The sequence below is a fragment of the Pseudomonas iridis genome (genome assembly GCF_017980685.1).
Lineage (GTDB): Bacteria > Pseudomonadota > Gammaproteobacteria > Pseudomonadales > Pseudomonadaceae > Aquipseudomonas > Aquipseudomonas iridis.
This window is the reverse complement of the sequence record NZ_JACXXO010000008.1, coordinates 19,269-37,157: the sequence shown is the minus strand read 5'-3', so window position 1 is coordinate 37,157 and position 17,889 is coordinate 19,269. Positions and strand designations below refer to the sequence as shown.

At 59.9% G+C, this 17,889-nt stretch carries 19 protein-coding genes; 9 read left to right on the top strand and 10 right to left on the bottom strand.

Translation table 11 applies throughout. From position 1 onward, the window contains the following. Positions 1-4: 4 nt before the first annotated feature. Positions 5-328, top strand: a complete 324-nt coding sequence (locus IEQ42_RS14850) for a DUF3392 domain-containing protein (RefSeq protein ID WP_150593591.1) — start codon at positions 5-7, stop codon at positions 326-328. Positions 329-458: 130 nt separating this feature from the next. Here IEQ42_RS14850 and trmB read toward each other — a convergent pair whose 3' ends face one another. The 4 genes from trmB to IEQ42_RS14830 all read right to left on the bottom strand — a co-directional run bounded on the left by trmB (position 459) and on the right by IEQ42_RS14830 (position 2,700). Beyond that, the gene (gene trmB / locus IEQ42_RS14845; RefSeq protein WP_042561553.1) at positions 459-1,184 is read right to left on the bottom strand and encodes a tRNA (guanosine(46)-N7)-methyltransferase TrmB; all 726 of its coding nucleotides are present in this window, start codon (positions 1,182-1,184) and stop codon (positions 459-461) included. 8 nt (positions 1,185-1,192) lie between these two features. Beyond that, positions 1,193-1,987 (bottom strand): thiazole synthase, encoded by a 795-nt coding sequence (locus IEQ42_RS14840; protein ID WP_042561554.1) that lies wholly within the window; start codon positions 1,985-1,987, stop codon positions 1,193-1,195. Positions 1,988-2,047: 60 nt separating this feature from the next. Then, complete coding sequence (gene thiS / locus IEQ42_RS14835; protein ID WP_162184594.1) at positions 2,048-2,248, bottom strand: sulfur carrier protein ThiS; 201 nt, start codon at positions 2,246-2,248, stop codon at positions 2,048-2,050. 71 nt (positions 2,249-2,319) lie between these two features. Next, positions 2,320-2,700, bottom strand: coding sequence for a DUF423 domain-containing protein (locus IEQ42_RS14830; RefSeq protein WP_210704018.1), 381 nt, complete (start codon positions 2,698-2,700; stop codon positions 2,320-2,322). A 74-nt stretch (positions 2,701-2,774) separates the two neighbouring features. Here IEQ42_RS14830 and mtgA point away from each other — a divergent pair, with 74 nt between their 5' ends. Continuing rightward, positions 2,775-3,497 (top strand): monofunctional biosynthetic peptidoglycan transglycosylase, encoded by a 723-nt coding sequence (gene mtgA, locus IEQ42_RS14825; RefSeq protein ID WP_210704017.1) that lies wholly within the window; start codon positions 2,775-2,777, stop codon positions 3,495-3,497. Between the two features lie 151 nt (positions 3,498-3,648). Here the strand turns inward: mtgA and rpoH are convergent, their stop codons facing one another. From rpoH to ftsY, 4 genes are all read right to left on the bottom strand, one after another. Continuing rightward, the gene (gene rpoH, locus IEQ42_RS14820) at positions 3,649-4,503 is read right to left on the bottom strand and encodes an RNA polymerase sigma factor RpoH (protein ID WP_042561557.1); all 855 of its coding nucleotides are present in this window, start codon (positions 4,501-4,503) and stop codon (positions 3,649-3,651) included. 113 nt (positions 4,504-4,616) lie between these two features. Then, positions 4,617-5,642 carry a permease-like cell division protein FtsX gene (ftsX, locus tag IEQ42_RS14815; RefSeq protein WP_042561558.1) on the bottom strand — a complete coding sequence of 342 codons (1,026 nt, stop codon included), beginning with the start codon at positions 5,640-5,642 and terminating at the stop codon, positions 4,617-4,619. Beyond that, the gene (ftsE, locus tag IEQ42_RS14810; RefSeq protein ID WP_042561559.1) at positions 5,639-6,310 is read right to left on the bottom strand and encodes a cell division ATP-binding protein FtsE; all 672 of its coding nucleotides are present in this window, start codon (positions 6,308-6,310) and stop codon (positions 5,639-5,641) included. Before ftsE ends, ftsX begins: the two co-directional genes overlap by 4 nt. Further along, complete coding sequence (gene ftsY, locus IEQ42_RS14805) at positions 6,307-7,815, bottom strand: signal recognition particle-docking protein FtsY (protein WP_210704016.1); 1,509 nt, start codon at positions 7,813-7,815, stop codon at positions 6,307-6,309. The genes ftsE and ftsY overlap by 4 nt, the downstream gene beginning before the upstream one ends. Before the next feature lie 344 nt (positions 7,816-8,159). Between ftsY and IEQ42_RS14800 the strand changes: the two genes are divergently transcribed. From IEQ42_RS14800 to IEQ42_RS14780, 5 genes are all read left to right on the top strand, one after another. Then, complete coding sequence (locus tag IEQ42_RS14800; protein WP_210623098.1) at positions 8,160-9,515, top strand: M16 family metallopeptidase; 1,356 nt, start codon at positions 8,160-8,162, stop codon at positions 9,513-9,515. Then, entirely contained in the window at positions 9,508-10,998 is a 1,491-nt protein-coding gene (locus IEQ42_RS14795) for a M16 family metallopeptidase (RefSeq protein WP_210704015.1), read from the top strand. Before IEQ42_RS14800 ends, IEQ42_RS14795 begins: the two co-directional genes overlap by 8 nt. After that, positions 10,998-11,609 carry a 16S rRNA (guanine(966)-N(2))-methyltransferase RsmD gene (gene rsmD, locus IEQ42_RS14790; protein WP_210704014.1) on the top strand — a complete coding sequence of 204 codons (612 nt, stop codon included), beginning with the start codon at positions 10,998-11,000 and terminating at the stop codon, positions 11,607-11,609. The genes IEQ42_RS14795 and rsmD overlap by 1 nt, the downstream gene beginning before the upstream one ends. Positions 11,610-11,740: 131 nt before the next feature. Further along, on the top strand, positions 11,741-12,802 hold the full coding sequence (locus IEQ42_RS14785) for a M16 family metallopeptidase (RefSeq protein ID WP_210704013.1): 1,062 nt from the start codon (positions 11,741-11,743) through the stop codon (positions 12,800-12,802). Between the two features lie 263 nt (positions 12,803-13,065). Then, positions 13,066-14,064 carry a hydrolase gene (locus IEQ42_RS14780; protein WP_210623347.1) on the top strand — a complete coding sequence of 333 codons (999 nt, stop codon included), beginning with the start codon at positions 13,066-13,068 and terminating at the stop codon, positions 14,062-14,064. A gap of 60 nt (positions 14,065-14,124) precedes the next feature. Here IEQ42_RS14780 and IEQ42_RS14775 read toward each other — a convergent pair whose 3' ends face one another. Both IEQ42_RS14775 and IEQ42_RS14770 read right to left on the bottom strand, forming a co-directional pair. Further along, on the bottom strand, positions 14,125-14,979 hold the full coding sequence (locus IEQ42_RS14775; protein WP_210704012.1) for a sulfurtransferase: 855 nt from the start codon (positions 14,977-14,979) through the stop codon (positions 14,125-14,127). 30 nt (positions 14,980-15,009) lie between these two features. Further along, positions 15,010-15,681: a TetR/AcrR family transcriptional regulator gene (locus IEQ42_RS14770; RefSeq protein ID WP_042561566.1), complete on the bottom strand. Its 672-nt coding sequence runs from the start codon at positions 15,679-15,681 to the stop codon at positions 15,010-15,012. Between the two features lie 147 nt (positions 15,682-15,828). Here IEQ42_RS14770 and IEQ42_RS14765 point away from each other — a divergent pair, with 147 nt between their 5' ends. Both IEQ42_RS14765 and IEQ42_RS14760 read left to right on the top strand, forming a co-directional pair. Beyond that, on the top strand, positions 15,829-17,259 hold the full coding sequence (locus tag IEQ42_RS14765; RefSeq protein WP_210704011.1) for a coniferyl aldehyde dehydrogenase: 1,431 nt from the start codon (positions 15,829-15,831) through the stop codon (positions 17,257-17,259). 32 nt (positions 17,260-17,291) lie between these two features. Beyond that, positions 17,292-17,837 carry a twin-arginine translocation pathway signal protein gene (locus tag IEQ42_RS14760; protein ID WP_210704010.1) on the top strand — a complete coding sequence of 182 codons (546 nt, stop codon included), beginning with the start codon at positions 17,292-17,294 and terminating at the stop codon, positions 17,835-17,837. Positions 17,838-17,889 lie beyond the last annotated feature (52 nt).

The following is a 17,889-nucleotide window of genomic DNA, read 5'->3' as shown; positions in this document are numbered from 1 at the left end:
ACGCATGGATTTGATACTCGACCTGCTCGCTACCGTCTCCCGCTGGAGCCGCAGCAACCTCTCGGAAATCGCACTGGCGCTGGTGGGCTGCCTGCTGGTGCTGTTCGGCGCCGACTTCAAAGGCTGGGTCGAGCAACGTCTGGGCAGCATTGCCGGCGCCCTGCGCGTACCGCTGATGGCGCTGCTGTGCATGGTCGGTAGCGGCGCGGCGCTGATCTACGCCACACCCTGGGTGATCAAAGGCCTGAGCCAGTTCAACAACTACAGCCTGGCGCCGGTGTTGTTGGTGGTACTGGTGCTGATCGGCGTAGTCGCCGACCGCCGCTGAATTCGAGCCATACACAAAGCAAATGTGGGAGCGAGCCTGCTCGCGAAGGCGTCATGACATTCAACTTCATCGTTGACTGTCAGAGCGCTTTCGCGAGCAGGCTCGCTCCCACATTGTTACTGCGTAAGGCTTACGACTGCTTTTCGAACTTCAGATCCCACACGCCATGCCCAAGACGTTCGCCGCGGCGTTCGAACTTGGTGATCGGGCGTTCGGCCGGGCGCGGTACGCACTTGCCGTCTTCGGCGAGGTTGCGGTAGCCCGGGGCGACGTTCATGACTTCCAGCATGTATTCGGCGTACGGCTCCCAGTCGGTAGCCATGTGCAGAATGCCGCCGACCTTCAACTTGCTGCGCACCAGTTCAGCGAACGACGCCTGGACGATACGACGCTTGTGGTGACGGCTTTTGTGCCACGGATCCGGGAAAAACAGCATCAGGCGGTCGAGGCTGTTGTCGGCGATGCAGCGGTTGAGCACCTCGATCGCGTCGCAATCGTAGACCCGCAGGTTGGTCAGGCCCTGCGTCAGTACGCCATTGAGCAGCGCGCCGACACCCGGACGGTGAACTTCAACGCCGATGAAATCCTGATCCGGTGCAGCAGCGGCCATTTCCAGCAGCGAATGGCCCATGCCGAAACCGATTTCCAGCGAGCGCGGTGCCGAGCGGCCGAAAACCTGATCGTAATCGACCGGTTCATCGGCCAAGGGCAGCACGAACAGCGGTGCGCCTTGATCCAGGCCTTTCTGCTGGCCTTCGGTCATGCGTCCGGCGCGCATCACGAAACTCTTGATGCGGCGGTGTTGGCGCTCGTCGCCCTCTTCCGGCTGGATAGGCGTGTCGTTCGATTCAGTCATCTTGGCTCTTACTTGATCAGACCATCCAGCGGCGAAGAGGCGCTGGCATAGAGTTTTTTCGGCATGCGGCCGGCGAGGTAGGCCAGACGGCCCGCGACGATCGCGTGTTGCATGGCTTGGGCCATCATCACTGGCTGACCCGCGTGGGCAATGGCCGAGTTCATCAGCACTGCGTCACAGCCCAGTTCCATGGCAATGGTGGCATCGGAAGCGGTGCCGACACCGGCGTCTACCAATACCGGAATCTTTGCTTCTTCAAGGATGATCTGCAGGTTGTATGGATTGCAGATACCCAGGCCAGAACCGATCAGGCCGGCCAGCGGCATGACGGCGATGCAGCCGATTTCCGCCAGTTGACGGGCGATGATCGGGTCATCACTGGTGTAAACCATCACGTCGAAACCTTCCTTGACCAGTGTTTCGGCGGCCTTGAGGGTTTCGATCACGTTGGGGAACAGGGTTTTCTGGTCGGCGAGTACTTCCAGCTTCACCAGATTGTGACCGTCGAGCAGCTCACGGGCCAGGCGGCAGGTGCGCACGGCTTCGATGGCGTCGTAGCAACCGGCGGTGTTCGGCAGGAAGGTGTAGCGATCCGGCGACAATACGTCGAGCAGGTTCGGTTCGCCTTCGATCTGGCCGAGGTTGGTGCGGCGCACGGCGAAGGTGACGATCTCGGCACCCGAGGCTTCGATGGCCTGGCGGGTTTCTTCCATGTCACGGTACTTGCCGGTACCGACCAGCAAACGCGACTGGTAAGTACGACCGGCCAGCACAAAAGGCTTGTCGCTACGAACGATGCTCATGGGGAATCCTCTTTAGGGGTGAGGGTCTTGCAGAATTCTGTGCCCGTGTGGGCCAGGCGATTAGCCGCCGCCGATGGCGTGAACCACCTCGACGTTATCGCCGTCGTTTAGCGCGGTGTCGGCATGCTGGCTGCGCGGGACGATATCCAGATTGAGTTCGACCGCCACCCGGCGTCCGGTCAGATCCAGACGGGTCAGCAGGGCTGCAACGGTTTCACCGTCGGGCAGTTCAAGGGATTCACCGTTCAACTGAATGCGCATGCGCAATGCCGCCATCATTTTTAGGGGCTGGCATTCTAGCCCGATCATGACCTAAAGGTCAGCACCAAGCGTCAAGCGGTTAATTGCAAGCGCCAGGCAGCCAGGCCCAGACACACCCAGCCGACAAGAAACGCCAACCCGCCGAACGGGGTGATGATGCCGAGCTTGCTGATGCCGGTGGTGGTCAGCAGGTACAGGCTGCCGGAAAACAGCAGGATACCGACAGTGAACGAGATACCGGCCCAAGTGACCAGTCGCCCCTGAATCTGCGTAGCCAGCAATGCCACACCGAATAACGCCAGTGTATGCACCAGTTGATAGGTGACGCCCGTGTGGAAAATCGCCAGATAATCAGGTGTCAGACGGCTTTTCAGGCCGTGGGCGGCAAACGCACCCAGCGCGACACCCGTGAAACCAAAAAAAGCGGCCAGCATTAAAAAGCCACGCAGCATTGGGAACTCCAGTCAGACTCGATCGGCAGGGTCTGTATAATGGCCCGCTCCACGGGTTCGGCCAAGCCATCTCTATGTTGCGTTCAATTTTCCGTCGTCTCACGAAGGCCCTGCTCTGGTTCGCGGGGGGCAGCGTATTGCTGGTTCTGGTATTTCGCTTCGTACCGCCGCCTGGCACCGCGCTGATGGTCGAGCGCAAGGTCGAATCCTGGATCGACGGCGAGCCGATCGACCTGCAGCGCACCTGGAAGCCGTGGGACGAGATTTCCGACGATCTCAAAGTCGCGGTCATGGCTGGCGAAGACCAGAAATTTCCCGAGCACTGGGGCTTTGATTTCAGTGCAATCCAGGCAGCGCTTGCGCACAACGAACTTGGCGGCTCAATTCGCGGCGCCAGTACGTTGAGCCAGCAAGTGTCGAAAAACCTGTTTCTGTGGGCCGGGCGCAGCTATCTGCGTAAAGGCCTGGAAGCCTGGTTTACTGCGCTGATCGAGGTGTTGTGGCCCAAACAGCGGATTCTCGAGGTGTATCTGAACAGTGTCGAGTGGGATGACGGCGTGTTTGGCGCCGAAGCCGCAGCGCGACATCATTTCGGCGTGAGCGCGAAGTCGTTGTCCCGACAGCAGGCGAGTTATCTGGCGGCGGTATTGCCCAACCCGCGGGTGTGGAGCGCGAGCCATCCGACGGCTTATGTCGCGCGCCGGGCCGGATGGATTCGGCAGCAAATGCGTCAGTTGGGTGGGACGAGTTATCTGCTGAGTCTGAATGATTCGCGGCGTGCACCTTGGGCGCAGTGACTTCAAGATCAAAGGATCGCAGCCTTCGGCAGCTCCCACAGGTGAATGCGGGTCCCGTGTAGGAGCTGCGGCACGCTGCGATCTTTTGATTTTCAAACAAAAATGCCCCGATCATCGCTGATCGGGGCATTTTTTTGTTGTCGGGCGCCGGTTATGCGGCGATCGACAATTTGAGCTTGTTCATCGCGCTCTTTTCGAGCTGACGGATTCGCTCGGCCGACACGTTGTACTTCTGCGCCAGGTCGTGCAGCGTGGCTTTCTCTTCTGCCAGCCAGCGCTGGTAGAGGATGTCGCGGCTGCGTTCGTCCAGCACTTCCAAAGCTTCGTGCAGGTTGTTGTTGGAGTTGTCGCTCCAGTCGGCATCTTCCAGTTGACGCGCCGGGTCGTACCGGTGGTCTTCCAGATAGTTGGCCGGCGACTGGAAAGCGCTGTCGTCGTCCGCTTCCGCAGCCGGGTCGAAAGCCATGTCATGGCCGGTCAGGCGACTTTCCATCTCGCGCACTTCACGCGGTTCGACGCCGAGGCTTTCCGCCACACGGTGGACTTCCTCGTTATTCAGCCACGCCAGACGTTTCTTCTGGCTGCGCAGGTTGAAGAACAGCTTGCGCTGGGCCTTGGTGGTCGCGACTTTCACAATGCGCCAGTTGCGCAGGATGAACTCGTGAATTTCCGCCTTGATCCAGTGCACAGCGAACGACACCAGGCGCACACCCATTTCCGGGTTGAAGCGCTTTACGGCCTTCATCAGGCCGACGTTACCTTCCTGGATCAGGTCAGCCTGAGCCAGACCGTAGCCGCTATAGCTACGGGCAATGTGTACGACAAAACGCAGGTGGGCGAGCACCATCTGCCGAGCCGCCCCCAAATCCTGCTCATAATAGAGACTCTCGGCCAGTTCACGCTCCTGCTCCGGCGTCAGCAATGGAATGCTGTTCACGGTGTGCACATAGGCTTCCAGGTTTGCGCCTGGAACCAACGCGTACGCAGGTTGCAAAGAATTGGTCATACGAAAAAACCTCCGACTTACATACTCGTGCTTCTCAGCACTGCGAAAAATTGACCGGGAACTCAAGTACAAGTTCCCAAAAACCGTAAGGCCAATCACGCGCAAAAAAGATTCTACTTCGGCGCCAGCTCCCTGAGATGACGTGCGACTGCAATCCATGCACCGATATAACCCAACAGCACCGCGCCAAGCAAGAGCGACAGACCATCGGCAACTGGCACTCCGGCCAGCGCGAAATCACTGCCGTACAAGCCGGCCAATCCAACCACCGCATCGTTCAGCCAGTCCAGGCCGAACGCCAATACGCCCCAGGACAACAGTCCCGCACCGAAGCCATACAACGCGCCCATATAAAGGAAGGGGCGCCGTACATAGCTGTCAGTGCCGCCGACGAGTTTAATCACTTCTATCTCTGTGCGGCGGTTTTCAATATGAAGACGAATGGTATTGCCTATCACCAAAAGTAATGCAGAAACCAGCAGCACCGTCAGACCGAAGACAAAACGATCGCCGAGCTTGAGGATGGCGGCCAGACGCTCGACCCAGACTAGATCAAGTTGTGCCTGTTGTACCTTCGGCAGCTCGGAAAGTTTTTGTCTTAATGCTTCCAGGGTGGTCTTGTCGACCTCGTTCGGCGTCACCAGCACCACGCCCGGTAGCGGGTTTTCCGGCAGCTCGCGCAGGGCTTCGCCCAAACCGGACTGCTGTTGAAACTCTTCCAGCGCCTGATCACGGCCGACATATTCAGCATCAGCTACGCCGGGCATGCCTTTGATCTGTTCGCGCAACGACTCGCCCTGCTCCGGGCTGGCGTCGAGCTGCAGGTACAGGGAGATCTGTGCCGCACGCTGCCACGATCCGCCAAGACGCTCGACGTTATTGAGCAACAGCGAAAGACCCATCGGCAGGCTCAGCGCCACTGCCATCACCATGCAGGTGAAGAAACTGCCGATCGGCTGCTTGCCGAGACGACGCAGGCTATCGAGCAGGCTGGCGCGATGGCTTTCGACCCAGGCACGGAACAGCGTGGCGAAGTCAGGGCCGTCGTCATCGTCGTGTTTTTTCTTTTTGGCCGGTTGCGGATCGGCGGCTTTCGGGGCCACGCGCTCGGAAACCTTCGGGCTGCGAGTGGCACTCATACCCCGGCCTCCCCGTCGCCGATCAATCGGCCACGCTGCAAGGTCAGCATGCGGTGACGCATACGGGCGATCAGCGCCAGGTCGTGACTGGCGATCAGCACGCTGGTGCCCAAACGGTTGATGTCTTCGAACACCCCCATGATCTCGGCCGCCAGACGCGGGTCGAGGTTACCGGTCGGTTCGTCCGCCAACAGCAGGGCCGGACGATGGACGATGGCGCGGGCGATGCCGACGCGCTGTTGCTGACCGGTGGACAGGTCGCCCGGATACAGATCGGTTTTATCCGACAGCGCCACGCGCTCCAGCGCCGAATCGACGCGCTTGGCGATTTCGGGCTTGGACAGCCCGAGAATCTGCAACGGCAACGCGACGTTGTTAAACACCGTGCGATCGAACAGCAACTGGTGGTTCTGGAACACCACACCAATCTGCCTGCGCAGGAACGGAATCTGCGCATTGCTGATGGTGCTCAGGTCTTGCCCGGCGAGCAGCAGCTTGCCGCTGGTCGGACGCTCCATTGCCAGCAACAGGCGCAATAGCGTGGATTTACCGGCACCGGAGTGGCCGGTGACAAACAAGAACTCGCCGCGACGGACTCGAAAGCTCAGCTCATGCAAGCCGACGTGTCCGTTCGGGTAGCGTTTACCGACCTGTTCGAAACGAATCATGAACGCTCCCGCTCGGCAAAGAGTGCCTGGACAAAGGGTTCGGCTTCAAAGGTACGCAAATCGTCGATGCCTTCGCCGACGCCGATATAGCGAATCGGCAGACCGAACTGCTTGGCCAGGGCAAAGATCACCCCACCTTTGGCGGTGCCGTCGAGTTTGGTCAGCGCCAGGCCGGTCAGTTCGACAGTCTGGTTGAATTGCTTGGCCTGGTTGATGGCGTTCTGGCCGGTACCGGCGTCGAGTACCAGCAGCACTTCGTGCGGCGCGTCGGCGTCGAGCTTGCCGATCACACGGCGAACCTTTTTCAGTTCTTCCATCAGATTGTCTTTGGTGTGCAGACGACCGGCGGTGTCGGCGATCAGCACGTCGATGCCACGCGCCTTGGCGGCCTGCACGGCGTCGAAGATCACCGAAGCGGAATCGGCGCCCGTGTGCTGGGCGACCACCGGAATCTTGTTGCGTTCGCCCCAGACCTGCAACTGCTCAACAGCAGCAGCGCGGAAGGTGTCACCGGCGGCCAGCATGACTTTCTTGCCTTCCAGCTGCAGCTTCTTCGCCAGTTTGCCGATGGTGGTGGTTTTGCCGGCACCGTTGACGCCGACCACAAGGATCACGAACGGCTTGTTCTGCGAAACGATTTTCAGCGGCTGCTCGACCGGTTTGAGCATCGCAGCCAGTTCGGCCTGCAGGGATTTGTACAACGCATCGGCGTCGGCAAGTTCCTTGCGAGCGACCTTCTGGGTCAGGCGCTGGATGATCTGCGTGGTGGCTTCGACGCCAACGTCGGCGGTCAGCAGACGGGTTTCGAGGTCATCCAGCAGCTCGTCATCAATGGTTTTGCGACCCAGGAACAGGCTGGCCATGCCCTCGCCAATGCTGGCACTGGTTTTCGACAGACCTTGCTTGAGGCGGGCAAAAAAACCGGCCTTGGTTTCTTCGGTGCGCGGGGCTTCGGTAACCACTTCGACCGGCAAGACTGGAGCAGCAACCACGGGGGCAGGTGCTGGCTCGGGCTGTTGAACGATTGGAGCAACAGGAGCAGCAACGACCGGAGCAACAGGCTCGGAAGCGATAGGTTCAGGGGCAGGCTCTGGAACAACGGGCGCAGCCACCACAGGAGCCGGAGCGACCTCTGGAACAAACGCAGCCGGCGCAGGAATCTGCGGGGTGAAATGCGGCGCGGCCTCTTCAACCAACGCCACCGGCTCTTCCGCCACTGGCAAGGTCAGCCATGGCTCAGCCGCCGGAGTCAGCGGCAGCTCAACGGCCACAGGCGCTGCAGGCTCCGGTTCTGGCTCAACCGGTTGCAACACCGGTTCGGCATTCGGCAGCACAATCGGCGTCGGCTCTTCTTCTATTAGAGGAGCAGGCGTCGGGGCCGGTTCAGGAATCGCGGGCGGCTGTTCGACGACGGGTTCCTGCGGTTTCTTACGCAGCCATCCGAACAGGCTTTTCTTCTCGCCAGCCGCAGCTGGGGTCTTCTTGTCGTCGTTGGAACCAAACATGGAGGACGGCTATCTCACGGTAGCGACGCGCCATAAGGGCGCCCCGGCAAATAAATATTCGATGCAGAACAGACTGTGTTTCACCCAGCTTGTTCACGCGCAACATTTTGTCGAGGCGCCAGCGGCACCCCAAAGATTCGTATTAACGAAGGACTAAACCGGAAAAATCGGCGAAAAAGCGAAGTCTAGTCGATAAACCGCTGCTTTCTGCCGCCAACCTATACAGCCGTATCAGGCCTGAAAACCTGATAGGCGTGGTCGCCGGTAAAACGGATCAGTATCCTAGCACCTCCTCGCCCGCCGACGCTAAGACCAAGCGGGCAGCTCAACAGGTTAAAAAACGAATGAATGCTCTAGCCCGCCGCGCTGCAGGCCTGCTGTTCAGCACAGTCTGCCTGCCCCTTTCGGCCCTGGCGGCCGACCCGCAACCGACCCACGAATTCACCCTCGACAACGGCCTGAAGGTCGTAGTGCGCGAAGACCACCGCGCGCCGGTGGTGGTGTCGCAGGTCTGGTACAAGGTCGGTTCCAGCTACGAAACCCCGGGCCAGACCGGTCTGTCTCATGCGCTTGAGCACATGATGTTCAAGGGCAGCGAGAAAGTCGGCCCCGGCGAAGCCTCGCTGATCCTGCGCGACCTCGGTGCCGAAGAGAACGCGTTCACCAGCGATGACTTCACCGCTTATTACCAGGTGCTGGCGCGCGACCGTCTGGGCGTGGCCTTCGAACTGGAAGCCGATCGCATGGCCAACCTGCGCCTGCCGGCCGACGAGTTCGCCAAGGAAATCGAAGTCATCAAGGAAGAGCGCCGCCTGCGCACCGATGACAAGCCGATGTCCAAGGCTTACGAGCGTTACAAGGCGATGGCTTACCCGGCCAGCGGTTATCACACGCCTACCATCGGCTGGATGGCTGACCTCGACCGGATGAAGGTTGAAGAACTGCGCCACTGGTATCAATCCTGGTACGTGCCGAACAACGCCACGTTGGTGGTCGTCGGCGACGTCACCCCGGACGAAGTCAAAACCCTCGCCCAACGCTACTTCGGCCCGATCGCCAAACGCGACGTACCACCGGCGAAACAACCGCTGGAACTGGCCGAGCCCGGCGAGCGCAAGATCACCCTGCATGTGCAGACACAACTGCCTAGCTTGATGCTCGGCTTCAACGTGCCGAGCATCGCCACTGCCGAAGACAAGCGTTCGGTTAACGCGCTGCGGTTGATTTCGGCGCTGCTCGATGGCGGTTACAGCGGACGCATTCCCACCCAACTGGAGCGCGGCGAAGAGCTGGTGTCCGGCGGCTCGTCGAGCTACGACGCCTACACTCGCGGCGACAGCCTGTTCACCCTCTCGGCCACGCCCAACACGCAGAAGAAAAAGACCATGGCGCAAGCCGAGGCCGGTTTGTGGAAGCTGCTGGAAGAGTTGAAAACCACCGCGCCGTCCGCCGAAGAACTGGAACGCGTGCGTGCGCAAGTGATTGCCGGCCTGGTCTACGAGCGTGACTCGATCACCAGCCAGGCCACGGCCATCGGTCAGCTTGAGACCGTCGGCCTGTCGTGGAAACTGATGGACACCGAACTGGCCGATCTGGAGAGCGTCACCCCGCAAGACATCCAGAACGCCGCCAAGCTGTATTTCACCCGCGAACGTCTCAGCGTCGCCCACGTACTGCCACTGGAGACGACTCATGAGTGAGCGCAAAACCCCACGCCTGTTGTTGCTTGGTCTGATCGCTGTCGCGGTGATCGGTGCCACTGCTTTCTATCTGTCACCAGGCGCTGACAGCAAGGCGAGCGAAGCACTGGACAACGCCAAGTCCGCGCAGAAGCTGCAATCGCTGGCCGAACTCGACGGCAAGGCCCCGGCAAGCCGCAAACTCGACGTGCAGACCTGGAACACCGCCGAAGGCGCCAAGGTGCTGTTCGTCGAAGCCCACGAACTGCCGATGTTCGACATGCGCCTGATCTTCGCCGCCGGCAGCAGTCAGGACGGCAACGCGCCGGGTCTGGCGGTGCTGACCAACGCGATGCTCAATGAAGGCGTGGCCGGCAAGGACGTCGGTGCTATCGCCCAAGGTTTCGAAGGCCTCGGGGCGGATTTCGGCAATGGCGCTTTCAAGGACATGGCGCTGGCTTCGCTGCGCAGTCTGAGCGCCGCTGACCAGCGCGAACCGGCATTGAGTCTGTTCTCGGAAGTCGTCGGCAAACCGACTTTCCCCGCCGACTCGTTCGCGCGCATCAAGAATCAGATGCTCGCCGGATTCGAATACCAGAAACAGAACCCCGGCAAACTTGCCAGCCTGGAGCTGATGAAGCGCCTGTATGGCGATCACCCGTACGCGCATTCGAGCGACGGCAACGAGCAGAGCGTACCGAAGATCACCCTCGCGCAACTGCGTGAATTCCACGCCAAAGCCTACGCTGCCGGCAACGTGGTGATCGCGCTGGTCGGTGATCTGTCCCGTGCTGACGCCGAGGCGATTGCCAATCAGGTGTCCGCAGCCCTGCCGAAAGGCCCGGCGATGGCGAAAATCGCCCAGCCACAGGAACCGCAAGCCAGCGTTGGTCACATCGAATTCCCATCGAAGCAGACCAACCTGATGATCGCGCAGCTGGGCATCGATCGTGATGACCCGGACTACGCGGCATTGTCGATGGGTAACCAGATACTCGGCGGCGGTGGTTTCGGCACCCGGTTGATGAGCGAAGTTCGCGAGAAACGCGGGCTGGCCTATGGCGTGTATTCCGGGTTTAGCCCGATGCAGGTTCGCGGCCCGTTCCTGATCAACCTGCAGACCCGCGCCGAAATGAGCGAAGGCACTCTGAAACTGGTGCAGGATGTGCTCGCCGACTACCTGAAAACCGGCCCGACCCAGAAAGAACTCGACGACGCCAAACGCGAACTGGCCGGCAGCTTCCCGCTGTCCACTGCGAGCAACGCCGACATTGTTGGCCAACTCGGCGCCATGGGCTTCTATAATCTGCCGTTGAACTATCTGGATGACTTTATGCGTCAGTCCCAGAGCCTGACCGTAGAGCAGGTCCGCAACGCACTGAACAAACACTTGAGCACGGACAAAATGGTCATCGTCACCGCTGGCCCGACCGTGCCGCAAAAGCCGTTACCGGCCCCATCTGATAAACCTGCCGAGCAACCGCTCGGGGTTCCGGAGCATTAATGGCTACTCGTCCAAAAAAACCCGTTCACAACGTGCACAACGGCGTGAATCAACTGCGCATCATTGGCGGTGAATGGGGCAGCCGCAAGCTGAGCTTCCCCGATGCGCCGGGCCTGCGCCCTACGCCGGATCGCGTGCGTGAGACGTTGTTCAACTGGCTCGCGCCTTACGTGGAGGGGGCCAAGGTATTCGATCCGTTCGCCGGCAGCGGCGCGCTGTTTCTTGAAGCACTGTCCCGTGGCGCCGCCATGGGCCAGGCGCTGGACGCCAGCAATATCGCCGTTTCAAGCCTCAAGGAACACCTCGGCACCCTGCGCTGCACCAACGGTCAGGTACAAACTGCCGACGCCCTGCGCTATCTGGAAACGCAGACTGCCACCGCGTACGACCTGGTGTTCCTCGACCCACCGTTCAACCAGAACCTGCTGCCCACCGTGTGCACGCTGCTCGAAGAGCGCCAGTGGCTGGCCGATGACGCCTGGGTTTACACCGAAAGCGAAAGCGCTCTCTCGACCCTCGGCCTGCCGCAAAACTGGCGTCTGCATCGCGAGCAGAAATCCGGCCGCGTGTATTACGCGTTGTGGCATCGCCTGGTAGAAACAATCGCTTGAACACGCTTGAGCAGGCAACTTGACTGCCCGAGCTTCCAACCCGGGTTTTAATTAAGCTGCAATAGTTCAGCAATAGCGAGAGGCCTCTGTTTCATCCATCTTGTGCAAGCGAAATTAGTCGCCTAAACATCATGGATGAAAACGATTACGAGGCCTTCATTACAGAAAGCGGAGGTACTCGGTTCCGTTACGGCGATTCCCCTGGCTCTGGCCAACTGACTGACTCGCTATTGGTACCGGTAGAACACTTGGAAAGCGCGCTCAAGCTCCAGTCGAAGCTGATGACAACCGATCTGCCGGACGAGGCGCCGCACAATGCTCTGAATATCACCAGAGACAGGAACAAGAAGGAATCCTTCTTCTTGTCACCGATATGGTACAGCCCAGAGATCGAATGCCTGGTGTACGCAGGCAGCAGGCACTACAGATCCCATCAGGCGGTTTCGGCCAACCTTGAACGATTGTCTCCCGATCGCATACGGAACTTGCGGCGGAGTCGGCACTGCCCCGACAACGCACAGCTGGCAATCACTGGCGATATTGGAATTGAAGAAGCCCGGCGCTTGGTCGAACGCCACTTCGCAGATATCCCCCGAGGTGAACCTTCGTTCAGATCTGCGGTGCAAGTTCCGGCAGCGCCCGGTTATCGCCGGATAACGCAGTACCTGGATACTCAACACCCCGAGTATTCCATGATGATCTTCATATTCAACACACCGCTGGCTTATGAACTGGAAGTATTAGGCTCCTTGCTTGAAGGCGATTCCCTCCCACGTTTGGCCGCACTCCAGAATAAACGGAGTGGAGTTGTACCGAGGTTCATTGGAGACAATCAAGGCAATACAATTCTCGGCCTTGCTTTTTATATCCACGGCGACCCACAGGAAGCCGAAGAGAACTTCTGGAAGTTTCTGGATGAAGTGAAGCGCTCCCCTTTCTCTCCTGAAGAGATTGATTCCGTCGTCAACAAAGCCTGTTCGCTGCCTCAAGTCTGGAACAGCTCACTAGAGCACCAGGCAGATGCGCTCTCCTATTTGTATGGATCAGGTCAGCCTTTGCAGTTGCTTGACGATAAAGTCGGGCTGTTGCGCAGCATTACCCCTGAGGACGTTCATGTTGCAGCCAACGCCTACCTCACCCGCGAAAATGTCACCGTCGTTTGTGCATTGCCGATCGGAACAAAACCGAAGTAACGCTTAAAACAGTCTTCGACTGTAGCGGTTCGGTTTTTTTAAACCGCTCAGTAGCAGCGTCAAGCAACGCAGTGCCTGACGTTCAAGCAATAAACGAAACGGTGAAACGCCACCGGCCTGCTGATCGGTGGCGCCTGGTAACCGTCAGGGTGATGTCGCGTCGAAACAGGCTTTGTGGCAAGTTAGGTTCTTTCATTGAAAGCGTCAGCGCCTGATACGCCCGCCGCTTTGCGCAAGACCTGTCGAGAGTTGCCGTGCCGTCACTGAACCCAACATCAAGCCCCCGCTTTACGCCAGCCTTCGGCCTCGGCAACCCGCACTTGCAAACCTTGTGGGGACCGCTCTGGCGCAAAACCACCCACCTGGACCGCGAACGTGAACGCTTGTGGCTTGCAGACGGTGACTTCCTCGACCTTGACTGGCATGGCCCGCACAGCGCCGATGCGCCATTGGTTCTGGTGTTGCACGGCCTGACCGGTTCGTCCAATTCGCCTTATGTCGCCGGCCTGCAAAAAGTGCTGGGCGCTCAAGGCTGGGCCAGTGTGGCGCTCAACTGGCGTGGCTGTTCGGGTGAGCCGAATCTGCTGTCGCGCAGCTATCACTCCGGTGCCAGCGAAGACCTCGCCGAAGCCATTCGGCACCTGCGCGCCAAGCGACCACTGGCGCCGCTGTATGCCGTCGGCTACTCCCTGGGGGGCAACGTGCTGCTCAAGCACTTGGGCGAAACCGGCAGCGCCAGCGGCGTAATCGGTGCCGTGGCAGTGTCGGTACCGTTTCGGCTCGACCAATGCGCCGACCGTATCGGCCAAGGCTTTTCGAAGATCTATCAGGCGCATTTCATGCGCGAGATGGTCGGCTACATCAAGAACAAGCAACGGCAGTTTCAGCACGATGGCCGCGAAGACAGCCTGGCGGAGCTGGCCGCGCTCGGCTCACTGGAAAACATGCGCACATTCTGGGATTTCGATGGCCGGGTGACGGCGCCGCTACACGGATTTACCGATGCGCACGATTACTACCGCCGTGCATCGAGCCGCTACTTTCTTGGTGAGATTCGTACGCCGACATTAATCATCCAGGCAGCGGACGATCCTTTCGTTTTCCCTCACAGCTTGCCGAGCGCTGAAGAGTTGTCTGCCTGCACGCAGTTCGAATTGCAGCCCAAGGGTGGCCACGTCGGTTTTGTCGATGGCACGCTTCGCCGACCGGATTACTACCTTGAACGGCGCATCCCGCAGTGGCTGGCGCGCCTTACGTCTTGAACGATCAAGGCAGGCGATCCCTTTCTGGCAAACCGCACCGCCGACGGTGATCTTTTGGTCTTATTGGCCGGTGGCAATGCCGCGCGAAGGCTCGTTGATCCACTCACTCCAGGACCCGGCATACAGCGAAGCCAATGGATAACCGGCCAGACACAGCGCAAACAGGTTGTGACATGCCGTCACGCCTGAGCCGCAATAGGCGACCAGCTCCGACGGCGAGCGCTCGCCAAGCTTCGCGGCAAAGCGCTGTTTGAGCTGATCGGCCGGCAGGAATCGCCCATCACTGCCCAGGTTGTCGGTGAACGCCGCGCATTGCGCGCCGGGAATGTGCCCGGCAATCGGGTCGATCGGTTCCACTTCCCCCTTGAAACGCGGCAAGGCCCGCGCATCGATCAGGGTCAACGCGGGTTGACCGAGGCGTTGCTGTAATTGCTCGGCACTGAGCAGCAGGCTCATGTCCGGCTGACCAGTGAAATGACCAGGCGTGAGAGTCGGCGCATCCAGACTCAGCGGCAACCCTGCCGCATGCCAGGCCTTGAGCCCGCCATCGAGAATGAACACGCCATCGCGCTTGCCCAGCCACGCCAGCAACCACCAGGCGCGCGCCGCGTAGGCACCGGGGCCGTCGTCATACAAAACCACGTCGCTATCGGCATTGATGCCCCAGGCTTGCAGGCGCTCGACCAGCGCTGTCGGCTCGGGCAGAGGATGACGCCCGGTCACGCCTTTGACCACTTTGCCACTGAGATCGCGCTCCAGATCGGCAAAGCCCGCCCCGGCAATGTGCCCCTCGGCATAGCTGCGCTGCCCGTAATCCGGGTCCTCGAGGGCAAAACGACAATCGAGAATCACCAGCCCCGGCTGTTCCTTGCGGGCATCCAGTGCGTTGGGACTGATCAGTTGCGCAATCGGCATAACGGGCTCCTGTGAATTCAACGAAACGGTTTACTTCACGTCATCGAGGGCCTGGGCCAGCGGCACGTAAAACTCCTCGAACAGCGCATTGACCTCTTCGCGCGCCTGCTCGGTGACAAACCCGGCCTCCAGTACCAGCACCTGGTACACGCCACGCTTGATGGCCTGTTCGCTGAGGTGATTGGAGTTTTCCCGAGTGGTGCACAGAAAGCGCACCCAGGACGTCAGGATGATCCAGGCATTGAGGGTCAGGGATTCGATCTGCACGCGGTCCATGTCGAGGATCCCGGCGGCAACAAAACCTTCGTAGATCGCCCCGCCCTGGATCAAGCAGCGCTGGGAAAAACGCCGATAGCGCGCGGCCAGCTCCGGATCGCTGTCGAGCAGATGCTCGAGGTCGCGGTGCAGAAAGCGGTATCGCCACATCGCCGAGAGCAGTTCCTTGAGATAGAAACGCTTGTCTTCGACGGTCGCGGCGCGCCCCTGCGGCGGGCGCAGGAAGCTGTCGACCAGGCTCTCGTACTCACTGAACAACACGGCGATGATCGCCTGCTTGTTGGGGAAGTGGTAGTAGAGGTTGCCCGGAGAAATCTCCATATGGGCGGCGATGTGATTGGTGCTGATGCTGCGCTCGCCCTGTTGATTGAACAGCTCGAGACTGTTCAGCACGATACGCTCGCTGGTTTTTATTCGTGGGGCCATGGGCTTGAGCTTTAATTCAGAGTGCGTTGAGGAGCATCTTACGACCTAACCGGAAATGGATAAAACACTGCTGTGCATGGAAGTCATTTGACTTTCTAGAGCATAGACTCTAAAAAATGCCTCATTACAATAAATCCGGAGCCGACCATGACTGCCGATATTGCCTATCTGCAAACGCTACAAGAGCCACTGCAAGCACTTGATCGGCAGTTCAATGCGCAACGGGCCGCGTACGCCGCCAACCCGATGCCACCTGCTGCCCAGCGTCAGCAATGGCTCAAGGCATTGCGCGATTTGCTCAGCAACGAGCGTCAGGCCTTGATCGAGGCAATCAGTGCCGATTTCAGCCATCGCAGCGCCGATGAAACCCTGCTTGCCGAATTGATGCCGAGCCTGCATGGCATTCACTACGCCAGTCGCCATCTCAGAGGCTGGATGAAAGACTCGCGACGCAAGGTCGGCATGGCTTTCCAGCCAGCCTCGGCGAAAGTGGTTTACCAGCCGCTGGGCGTGATCGGCGTCATCGTGCCGTGGAATTACCCGCTGTATCTGGCCATCGGCCCACTGGTCGGCGCGTTGGCGGCGGGCAACCGGGTGATGCTCAAACTCAGTGAATCGACCCCGGCCACTGGCCTGTTGCTCAAGGAACTGCTGGCGCGGATCTTCCCCGAAGATCTGGTCTGTGTGGTGCTTGGCGAAGCTGACATCGGCGTGGCGTTTTCCCGTCTGCGCTTCGATCATCTGCTGTTCACCGGCGCCACCAGCATCGGCAAGCACGTCATGCGCGCCGCAGCAGAAAACCTCACGCCCGTGACGCTGGAGCTGGGCGGCAAATCCCCCGCCATCGTCTCCCGTGATGTGCCGCTCAAGGATGCCGCCGAACGCATCGCCTTCGGTAAAACCCTCAACGCCGGGCAGACCTGCGTCGCCCCCGATTACGTGCTTGTGCCTGAAGACCGGGTCGGCGGCTTCGTCGAAGCCTATCGCCAGGCCGTGCAGGGTTTTTATCCGACCCTCACCGACAACCCGGACTACACCGCGATCATCAACGAACGCCAACTGGCCCGACTCAACAGTTACGTCAGTGATGCCACCAGCAAGGGCGCGCTGCTGATTCCGCTGTTCGATCAGGGTCAGGGCCGGCGCATGCCGCACAGCGTGTTGTTGAATGTCAGCGATGAAATGACAGTGATGCAGGATGAAATCTTCGGCCCGCTGTTGCCGATCGTGCCGTATCGAGATCTGGAGCAGGCATTCGCTTACATCAATCAGCGGCCTCGACCTCTGGCTCTTTACTATTTTGGCTACGACAAACGCGAACAGAACCGCGTGCTGCACGAAACCCATTCCGGCGGTGTGTGCCTGAACGACACGTTGCTGCATGTGGCACAGGACGACATGCCCTTCGGCGGCATCGGCGCGTCGGGGATGGGCCATTACCATGGTCACGAAGGGTTCCTGACCTTCAGCAAAGCCAAAGGGGTGCTGGTTAAACAGCGCTTCAATGCGGCCCGACTGATTTACCCGCCTTATGGAAAATCGATTCAGAAGCTGATCCAGAAGCTGTTCATTCGCTAAACATTCGTCATCGCCGCCGGGTAATAAAAACAATGCACCCAAGCCTGACCGATACACCTGCACTGTCGCGCCGTGGCCTGCTGAAATTCAGCCTCGGCGCCACGGCATTTCTCGCCACCGCCGGACTCGGCGCCAGCCTCAGCGGCTGCTCGTCGAGCGTCCCGGCCAATGGCTTCGTCTCGTTACGCGACGGCGACCTGCTGTTTCTGCGCGCCCTGATTCCGGTGATGCTCGATGGCGCCGCGGCTCCAGAGAAAATGCCGGACGCGGTGGCTGGCACTCTCAAGTCGCTGGATTACAGCCTCGATCACCTGTCGCCGGAAATGCTCAAACTCACTCGACAGTTGTTCGACGTGCTGGGCATGACCGTGACGCGCGGGCCGCTCACCGGGATCTGGGGCAGTTGGGAAAACGCCAGTCCCGACGCAATGCGCAGCTTTCTTGATCGCTGGGAAAACAGCTCGTTGAGCCTGCTGCGCATGGGCCACAGCTCTTTGCAGCAAATGGTGCTGATGGCCTGGTACAACCGCGGCGAATCCTGGGCGCACTGCGGTTATCCCGGCCCGCCCACGGTCTGAACATCACGCGAGACCTGTGGGAGCGGGCTTGCCCGCGATAGCGTCAGTCGCC